Genomic DNA, 8,168 nt, shown 5'->3' on the forward strand with positions numbered 1-8,168 from the left:
CGACAACGCCATCATGAAGAGTGGCGATCTGACCTTCTTCGACAAGGTCAAGACCAAGTTCAGCGACATGAGCGAAGCCGAACTCAAGGCCAGTGGCGTGCGCGTGGTGCCGCCGGCCGTGGCCCGCCACGGCAGCTTCGTGGCCAAGGGCGCGATCCTGATGCCCAGCTACGTGAACATCGGCGCCTATGTGGACGAAGGCACCATGGTCGACACCTGGGCCACCGTCGGTTCGTGCGCCCAGATCGGCAAGAACGTGCACCTCTCGGGTGGCGTCGGCATCGGTGGCGTGCTCGAACCCCTGCAGGCCGGCCCGACCATCATCGAAGACAACTGCTTCATCGGTGCCCGCTCCGAAGTGGTCGAGGGTGTGGTGATCGAAGAGAACTCGGTCATTTCCATGGGCGTGTACATCGGCCAGAGCACCCCCATCTACGACCGCGCCACCGACACCGTGAGCTACGGCCGCGTGCCCGCCGGCTCGGTGGTGATCAGCGGCAACCTGCCCAAGGACGGTGGCAAGTACAGCCTGTACGCGGCCGTGATCGTCAAGCGCGTGGACGCGCAGACCCGCGCCAAGACCAGCCTGAACGACTTGCTGAGGGATTGACTCCCCCCTGCGACGCTGCGCGTCTTCCCCCTGAGGGGGACAACACTTGCGGCCCGGCAAAGCCGGTTCCGCGGTGTTCTGGATGAGCTGCCCTTCGTTGACGTGTCCTGATTCCTCCCGATAGCTAGAAAGGTTCCTGATGAGCAGCGGAACGATGGAGCGCATCCTGCGCCTGATGGCCGACAAGAAGGCATCGGACGTCTACCTGTCGGCGCACGCGCCGGCGATGATCAAGATCAACGGGCAGACCATCCCGATCAACAGCCAGGTGCTGCCGCCGGACGCTCCGCTGAACCTGCTTTCCGAGATCGTGCCGGCGTCCCGCGTCGAAGAATTGCAGGAGACCGGCGAGCTCAACATGGCGGTGCCGCTGGAGGGCGTGGGCAACTTCCGCGTCAGCGCCTTCCGCCAGCGCAGCAGCTACGCGGTGGTGATCCGTTTTGTGCCAGGCGATGTGCCGGCGCTGGACTCGCTCAACGTGGCGCCCGTGCTGTCCGAGCTGGTGATGGAAAAGCGCGGCCTGGTGCTGATGGTCGGCGCCACCGGCGCCGGCAAGACGACCACGCTGGCGGCCATGATCGACCACCGCAACGAACAGGCGACGGGCCACATCCTCACCATCGAGGACCCGATCGAGTACACCTACCGCAACAAGAAATCGGTGGTCAACCAGCGGGAGATCGGCACCGACACCCAGTCGTTGCAGATCGGGCTGAAAAACGCGCTGCGCCAGGCGCCCGACGTGATCCTGATCGGTGAGATCCGTGACCGCGAGACCATGTCGGCCGCCATCGCCTACGCACAGTCGGGCCACCTGTGCCTGGCCACCCTGCACGCCAACAACAGCTACCAGGCGCTCAACCGCATCCTGAGCTTCTACCCGGTCGAGGTGCGCCCCACCATGCTGGGCGACCTGGCCGCTGCGCTGCGCGCCATCGTCTCGCAACGCCTGCTGCGCACCCACAGCGGTGGCCGTGTGCCGGCCATGGAGGTGATGCTCAACACCGCCCTGATCGCCGACCTGATCCAGAAGGCCGACTTCTCCGGTGTGCGCGAAGCGATGGAAAAGTCGCTGGCCGAGGGTTCACAAAGCTTCGAGCAGGATCTGGCGCGCCTGATCAGCGACGGCCTGGTCTCGCGCAACGAAGGCCTGGCCCATGCCGACTCGCCCAACAACCTCCTGTGGCGCCTGCAGAACGACTTCAACGCCGTCAAGTCCAACGAGTCGGCCAAGCCGAGCGAAGAGGACCAGAGTGACCACGCCACCTTCACCGAGTTCACGCTGGACGTGAAGTTCTGATGAGCGAAACCCTGCGCCTGACCGAAGCCCTGATCGCCCGACCCTCGGTCACCCCGCTGGACGAGGGCTGCCAGGCTCTGATCGCCGACCGCCTGCGCGCCATCGGCTTTGTCTGCGAAACCATCGAGAGCGGCCCGGACGACTTCCGCGTCACCAACCTCTGGGCGCGCCACGGCAGCGGCCAGCAACCGACCCTGGTGTGGGCAGGCCACACCGACGTGGTGCCCACCGGGCCACTGTCCGCCTGGACCAGCGACCCGTTCGTGCCCGCGCCCCGCGACGGCAAGCTGTTTGGCCGCGGTGCCAGCGACATGAAGGCCTCGCTGGCGGCCATGGTCGTGGCCTGCGAGGAGTTCCTGGCCGCCCAGCCGCAGCCCGGCATCGACATCGCTTTCCTGCTGACCAGCGACGAAGAAGGCCCGGCCAACGACGGCACCGTGGTGGTCTGCCGCGAACTGCAGCGCCGCGGTGAACGGCTGAACTGGTGCATCGTCGGCGAACCGACCTCGGTGGAGCGCACCGGGGACATGATCAAGACCGGCCGCCGCGGCACCATGAGCGGCAAGCTCACGGTCAAGGGCATCCAGGGCCACATCGCCTACCCGCACCTGGCCAAAAACCCGATTCACATGGTGGCCCCGGCGCTGGCCGAACTGGCCGCCACGGTCTGGGACCAGGGCAACGCTTTCTTCCCGCCCACCAGCTGGCAGGTCAGCAACATCCACGGCGGCACGGGCGCCAGCAACGTCATCCCGGGCACGGTGGTGATCGACTTCAACTTCCGCTTCTGCACCGAGTCCACGCCCGACGGGCTGCAGCAACGCGTCACGGACATCCTGGGCCGGCACGGCCTGCAGGCCGGTGCCGATGTCGATTTGGCCTGGACGGTGGGCGGTCTGCCCTTCCTCACCACCCCAGGCACGCTGGTGGACGCGGTGCGCGAGGCGATCCGCGACGAAACCGGTCTGAACACCGAACTCTCCACCACCGGTGGCACCAGCGACGGGCGTTTCATCGCCCAGGTCTGCCCGCAGGTGATCGAACTCGGCCCCACCAACGCCACCATCCACAAGGTCGACGAACACGTGCTCGTGGCCGACATCGAACCGCTCAAAAACATCTACCGCCGCACGCTGGAGCGGCTGGCACAACAGGCCGCCGCATGACGCTGCAAGACATCCTCGCCGGCGCCATCGCGCGCCTGGACGCCGCCGGGCTCGCCTACGGCCACGGCACCATCAACGCGCGCGACGAAGCCGCATGGCTGGTGCTGTGGCAGCTGGGCCTGCCGCTGGACGGCGACCTGGACGAGATGGCCGAGACACCGGTGAGCGAAGACGACGCTCTGGCGGTGGCCGAACTCATCACCCGCCGCATCGAAACGCGCCAGCCCGCGGCCTACCTCACCCACGAAGCCTGGCTGCAAGGCGTGTCGTTCTACGTTGACCAGCGTGCCATCGTGCCGCGCAGCTTCATCGCCGAACTCATTGCCGACGGTGGCTTCGACGCCTGGCTGTCCGAGGACACGCACCAGGTGCTGGACCTGTGCACCGGCAATGGCAGCCTGGCCGTGCTGGCCGCACTGGCCTGGCCGGATGTGCAGGTCACCGGTGCTGACCTGTCGCCTGACGCGCTGGCCGTGGCCCGCATCAACGTGGACCGGCACGGCCTGCAGGACCGCATCGCGCTGATCGAATCCGACGGTCTGGCACAGTGCCCCGGCCCCTGGGATCTGGTGCTGTGCAACCCACCCTATGTGAACGCGCAGAGCATGAACGCCCTGCCCGCCGAGTACCGCGCCGAGCCCGAGCTGGCACTGGCCGGCGGCACCGACGGCATGGACTTCGTGCGAGCCCTGCTGCGCGACCTGCCCGCGCGCCTGAACCCCCACGGCGTGCTGGTGCTGGAAATCGGCAACGAGCGCGCACACTTTGAAGCCGCCTTCCCCCAGCTCGAAGCCGTGTGGCTGCCCACCAGCGCTGGCGAGGACCAGGTGCTGCTCCTCTCTTTTGAAGCCCTTTCGGCGCTGAACGCTTCGGCGGCGCCCCAACCATGATCACTTTGCGAAACCTGGTCCTTCGTCGTGGCACGAAGGTCCTGCTCGATGGCGCGTCCGCGACCATCAATCCCGGGGAAAAAGTCGGCCTGGTCGGCCGCAACGGCGCCGGCAAGTCCAGCCTGTTCCGCCTGCTCGACGGCACCCTTCACGAAGACAAGGGTGACTTCACCGTGCCCGCGCAGTGGCGCGTGGCCCAGGTGGCGCAGGACATGCCCGAAACCGACATGCCGGCCACGCAGTTCGTCATCGAAGGCGACGTGACCCTGCTGGCCGCACAACAGGAGGTGGCCGCCGCCGAAGCCACCGACGACGGCGAGCGCATGGCCCACGCCTACATGGCGCTGCACGACGCCGGCGCCCACGACGCCCCGGCCCGCGCCCAGGCGCTGATCCTGGGCCTGGGCTTTCGCACCGACGAGCTCGACCGCCCGGTCAACAGCTTCTCCGGCGGCTGGCGCATGCGCCTGCAGCTCGCCCGCGCCCTGATGTGCCCGAGCGACCTGCTGATGCTCGACGAGCCCACCAACCACCTGGACCTGGACGCCCTGGTCTGGCTGGAAGCGTGGCTCAAGCGCTACGAGGGCACCATGCTCGTGATCAGCCACGACCGCGAGTTCCTGGACGCGGTCACCGACGTCACGGTGCACATCGAACGCGCGCAACTGACCCGCTACGGCGGCAACTACAGCCGCTTCGAGGACATGCGCGCCGAGCAGATGGCACTGCAGGCCACGGCCTACGCGCGCCAGCAGGAAAAAGTGGCCCACCTGCAGAAGTTCATCGACCGCTTCAAGGCCAAGGCCAGCAAGGCCAAGCAGGCTCAAAGCCGCGTCAAGGCGCTCGAACGCATGGAGAAAATCGGCCCTGTGCTGGCCGAGGCCGAGTTCACCTTCGAATTCAGCGAACCGCAGAACCTGCCCAACCCCATGCTGGCCATGCAGGACGTGAGCTTTGGCTACCCACCACTGGAAGACGGCGGCGAGCCCACGGTGATCGTGCGCAACGTCAGCCGCTCGGTGCTGGCGGGTCAGCGCATCGGCATCCTGGGCGCCAACGGCCAGGGCAAGTCCACGGTGGTCAAGACGATCGCGCGCGATCTGGCGGCCATCAGCGGCCAGATCACCGAAGGCAAGGGCCTGAACATCGGCTACTTCGCCCAGCAGGAGCTGGACGTGCTGCGCCCGGCGGACACGCCGCTGGAACACATGATCCACCTGGTCAAGGACTGCACCGCGCGCGGCAGCCTGAGCGGCCAGGCCACGCGCGAGCAGGACCTGCGCAGCTTCCTGGGCAGCTTCAACTTCACCGGCGACCAGGTCAAGCAGGCCGTGGGCAGCATGAGCGGTGGCGAAAAGGCCCGCCTGGTGCTTTGCATGATCGTCTGGCAAAAGCCCAACCTGCTGCTGCTGGACGAACCCACCAACCACCTGGACCTGGCCACGCGCGAAGCGCTGTCGATGGCGCTCAACGAGTTCGAAGGCACCGTCATGCTGGTCAGCCACGATCGTCACCTGCTGCGCGCGGTGTGCGACGAGTTCTGGCTGGTTTCGCGTGGCGGCATCGGTCCTTTCGACGGCGATCTGGACGACTACCAGCGTTACCTGCTGGACGTGGCCAAGCAGGCGCGGGAGGCGCAACGGCAGGAGCAGAAAGACCTCAAGAACGCGGCCGCCGAAACGGTGGTGATGGTGGCGGCGCCTGCACCCGCAGCGGCCAACCCGGCGCCAGCCGCCAGCCGCAGCCCCGAACAACGCAAGCTGGACGCGCAACGCCGCCAGCAACGCGCCGAACAGCTGCGCCCACTCAAAAAGGAGCTGGAGCAGGCCGAGAAGCGCATGGCCAGCTTGAACGCTGAAATGCAGGTGCTGGAAGAAACGCTGAGCCAACCCGCCAGCGCCGCCACGCTGGCCGACACCGGGCGCCGTCTCAAGGCTGTGAACGAAGAACTCGACACCCTGGAGCAGCGCTGGCTGGAACTGGGCGAACAGCTCGAAGCCGCGACCAGCGACGGTGACGCCACCGCCTGAGCACCGCGGGACGCCCAGTCGGGTTAGTATTTAGGAACTACTGTTTCAACCCGACTTTTGAAAGACCACCCGCACATGATGTCCGTTCTGGGAACCCTGTTCATCGGCCTCATCGCTGGCTTCATCGCCCGCGCCATCAAACCCGGCGACGACGGCATGGGCTGGATCATGACCGCCGTGCTCGGCGTGGCCGGCTCCTTCGTGGCCAGCTACGGTGGCGCAGCGCTCGGGCTGTATTCACCCGGCCAGCCGGCCAGCTTCATCGGCTCCGTCGTGGGCGCCGTATTGCTGCTGGTGGTCTACGGTTTCCTGAAAAAGAAACAAGCCTGACCCCTGCGGCCTGCATTCGCTGGCCGGGGCCCACCGCAAGTCCCATAAAAAAGCCCAGGCCGGAAGGTCTGGGCTTTTTTTCATGCATCGACTGAACAGGACTGTCACCAGCCATAGAAACAAAAAAGCCCGCTACTGTAAAAGTAGCAGGCTTTTTCGCCCCCTTGCGGGGATTTTGGTAGGACGTGGCAGGCTCGAACTGCCGACCAACGGATTAAAAGTCCGCTGCTCTACCAACTGAGCTAACGTCCCATCAAGCAACAGTCCCGAATCGCACAAGCCCCGGAAGACTTGCTGTGAATCAGAACCAGACATCTTTCTGGTGGGGCGTGAGTGACTCGAACACTCGACCTACGGATTAAGAGTCCGCTGCTCTACCAACTGAGCTAACGCCCCGTTTTCACGGGTTCGCTGTGGTGCGAAGCCTCAGATTATAGCGTCGAAATTGCACTCTTTTGAAGAGTTGCAAAACCTTTTGCGCGCGCAGCCAGCGTGTTCATCACCCAGCCCGCGGCGCACAGGCCAAAAGTGGCGGTCACACTCACGACCGAACCGTAGCCGTGACAGTTCAGCGAGCCGTCCCCTGCATCGATCGCACACGAAGCGTCCGGCGGCGCCACGGCTTCGCGGCTGAAGACGCAGGCGGTTCCCATGCGGCCCTGACGCGCGCCACCGTGCTGCTTGCGCAGGCGGTACCGCAGTTGCGCGAGCAGCGGATCGTGCGTGACCTCTGCCAGGTCTGCCACCTCGACCGCTTGCGGCAAGCGCTTGCCGCCGGCCGCGCCGACACTCACGAACGGGACCTTGCACTGGCCCGCCCAGGCGGCCAGCGCGGTCTTGGCCCGCACCTGGTCACAGGCATCGATCAGCGCGGTCGGCAACCTACCTTGCAGCAGCTGAGGCCAGTTGTCCGGCGTCACAAATTCGTCGATCACATCGACCTCGCAACCCGGATGAAATCTGGCGATGCGCTCGCGCATGGCCTCGGCCTTGGCCTGTCCCAAGGTGGCGTCCTGCGCGTGGATCTGCCGGTTGATGTTGGAAGGAGACACGTGGTCCAGGTCGATCAGGGTCAGGCGCCGCACACCACTGCGCGCCAGCGCTTCCACCGCCCAGGAGCCGACGCCTCCGATGCCCACGACGGCCACGTGCGCGTCGAAGATGGCCTGTGCGCCCTGCACGCCATACAGCCGGCGCAGGCCGCCGAAGCGGCGTTCAAAATCCTCGGTCATCGCAGGTTCAGAACGTGGTCAGCCGCGTTCGAGCAGCCACATCTGGAAGCGAAAACCCAGCACCGCGCCAAAGACGATGCCCAGCACCGCGATGACACTGGTCAGGCTCAAGGTCGACAGGCCCGACAGACCCTGCCCCACCGTGCAGCCCAGCGCCGTGACGCCCCCGACGCCCATGAGCGCCGCGCCCGCCAGGTGAAGCGCCGTGTCCTGCGTGCTGCGGAAGCCTTCCCAGTGGAAGCTTTTGTCGAGCAGGGACTGCACGAACGAACCGAGCACCACGCCCGCGACCGCTACCACGCCGGTGGTCAGCAGATTGGAGGCATCGCTGAAGCGGATCAGCCAGTCCTGTGTGTAAGCCATGGGAGCGGTGAACGAAAAGGACTCCATGCGACCGGTGTCGGTGGCCAGGTACACCGACTCCAGCGTCTCGGGGTGTTCGGCCACAAAACCCAGCCGCCCGCTGATCCACCACATGGCGGTCACGGTGAGCCCCAGGCCTATACCGCCCAGCAGGTTGCCCGGGGTGCGGAAGTCGCGTCCACTGAGCGCCCAGAGCAGCAGGGCACCACCCACTAGCAATGACAGGACCAGGCCGGTGGTACCGGCG

8 protein-coding genes and 2 tRNA genes are annotated in these 8,168 nt (G+C 66.1%); 6 read left to right on the plus strand and 4 right to left on the minus strand.

What is annotated here, in order from left to right:
* The 6 genes from ACR2JA_RS14630 to ACR2JA_RS14655 all read left to right on the plus strand — a co-directional run.
* Nucleotides 1–610: 2,3,4,5-tetrahydropyridine-2,6-dicarboxylate N-succinyltransferase (locus ACR2JA_RS14630; protein WP_434009812.1), on the plus strand; the 610-nt coding region annotated here is incomplete at its 5' end.
* 139 nt (nt 611–749) lie between these two features.
* Complete coding sequence (locus ACR2JA_RS14635) at nt 750–1,910, plus strand: PilT/PilU family type 4a pilus ATPase (RefSeq protein ID WP_434009813.1); 1,161 nt, start codon at nt 750–752, stop codon at nt 1,908–1,910.
* Nucleotides 1,910–3,076: a succinyl-diaminopimelate desuccinylase gene (gene dapE / locus ACR2JA_RS14640; RefSeq protein ID WP_434009814.1), complete on the plus strand. Its 1,167-nt coding sequence runs from the start codon at nt 1,910–1,912 to the stop codon at nt 3,074–3,076. Before ACR2JA_RS14635 ends, dapE begins: the two co-directional genes overlap by 1 nt.
* A complete protein-coding gene (gene prmB, locus ACR2JA_RS14645; protein ID WP_434009815.1) occupies nt 3,073–3,966 on the plus strand; it encodes a 50S ribosomal protein L3 N(5)-glutamine methyltransferase in 894 nt (297 codons plus the stop codon). The genes dapE and prmB overlap by 4 nt, the downstream gene beginning before the upstream one ends.
* Nucleotides 3,963–5,996 (plus strand): ribosomal protection-like ABC-F family protein, encoded by a 2,034-nt coding sequence (abc-f, locus tag ACR2JA_RS14650; protein ID WP_434009816.1) that lies wholly within the window; start codon nt 3,963–3,965, stop codon nt 5,994–5,996. Before prmB ends, abc-f begins: the two co-directional genes overlap by 4 nt.
* Before the next feature lie 75 nt (nt 5,997–6,071).
* Nucleotides 6,072–6,326, plus strand: coding sequence for a GlsB/YeaQ/YmgE family stress response membrane protein (locus ACR2JA_RS14655; RefSeq protein ID WP_434009817.1), 255 nt, complete (start codon nt 6,072–6,074; stop codon nt 6,324–6,326).
* A gap of 176 nt (nt 6,327–6,502) precedes the next feature.
* On the opposite strand, the gene ACR2JA_RS14660 is transcribed toward ACR2JA_RS14655, so the two are convergent.
* From ACR2JA_RS14660 to ACR2JA_RS14675, 4 genes are all read right to left on the minus strand, one after another.
* Nucleotides 6,503–6,578 (minus strand) — tRNA-Lys (locus ACR2JA_RS14660).
* Between the two features lie 68 nt (nt 6,579–6,646).
* Nucleotides 6,647–6,722, minus strand: a tRNA-Lys gene (locus ACR2JA_RS14665).
* Nucleotides 6,723–6,757: 35 nt separating this feature from the next.
* Complete coding sequence (locus ACR2JA_RS14670) at nt 6,758–7,558, minus strand: tRNA threonylcarbamoyladenosine dehydratase (RefSeq protein WP_434009818.1); 801 nt, start codon at nt 7,556–7,558, stop codon at nt 6,758–6,760.
* An 18-nt stretch (nt 7,559–7,576) separates the two neighbouring features.
* Nucleotides 7,577–8,168, minus strand: a 592-nt coding sequence (locus tag ACR2JA_RS14675; protein ID WP_434009819.1) for a YeeE/YedE thiosulfate transporter family protein, incomplete at its 5' end; no start/stop codon positions are given.

The sequence above is a fragment of the Hydrogenophaga sp. genome (assembly GCF_051007235.1).
Taxonomy (GTDB): Bacteria; Pseudomonadota; Gammaproteobacteria; order Burkholderiales; family Burkholderiaceae_C; genus Hydrogenophaga.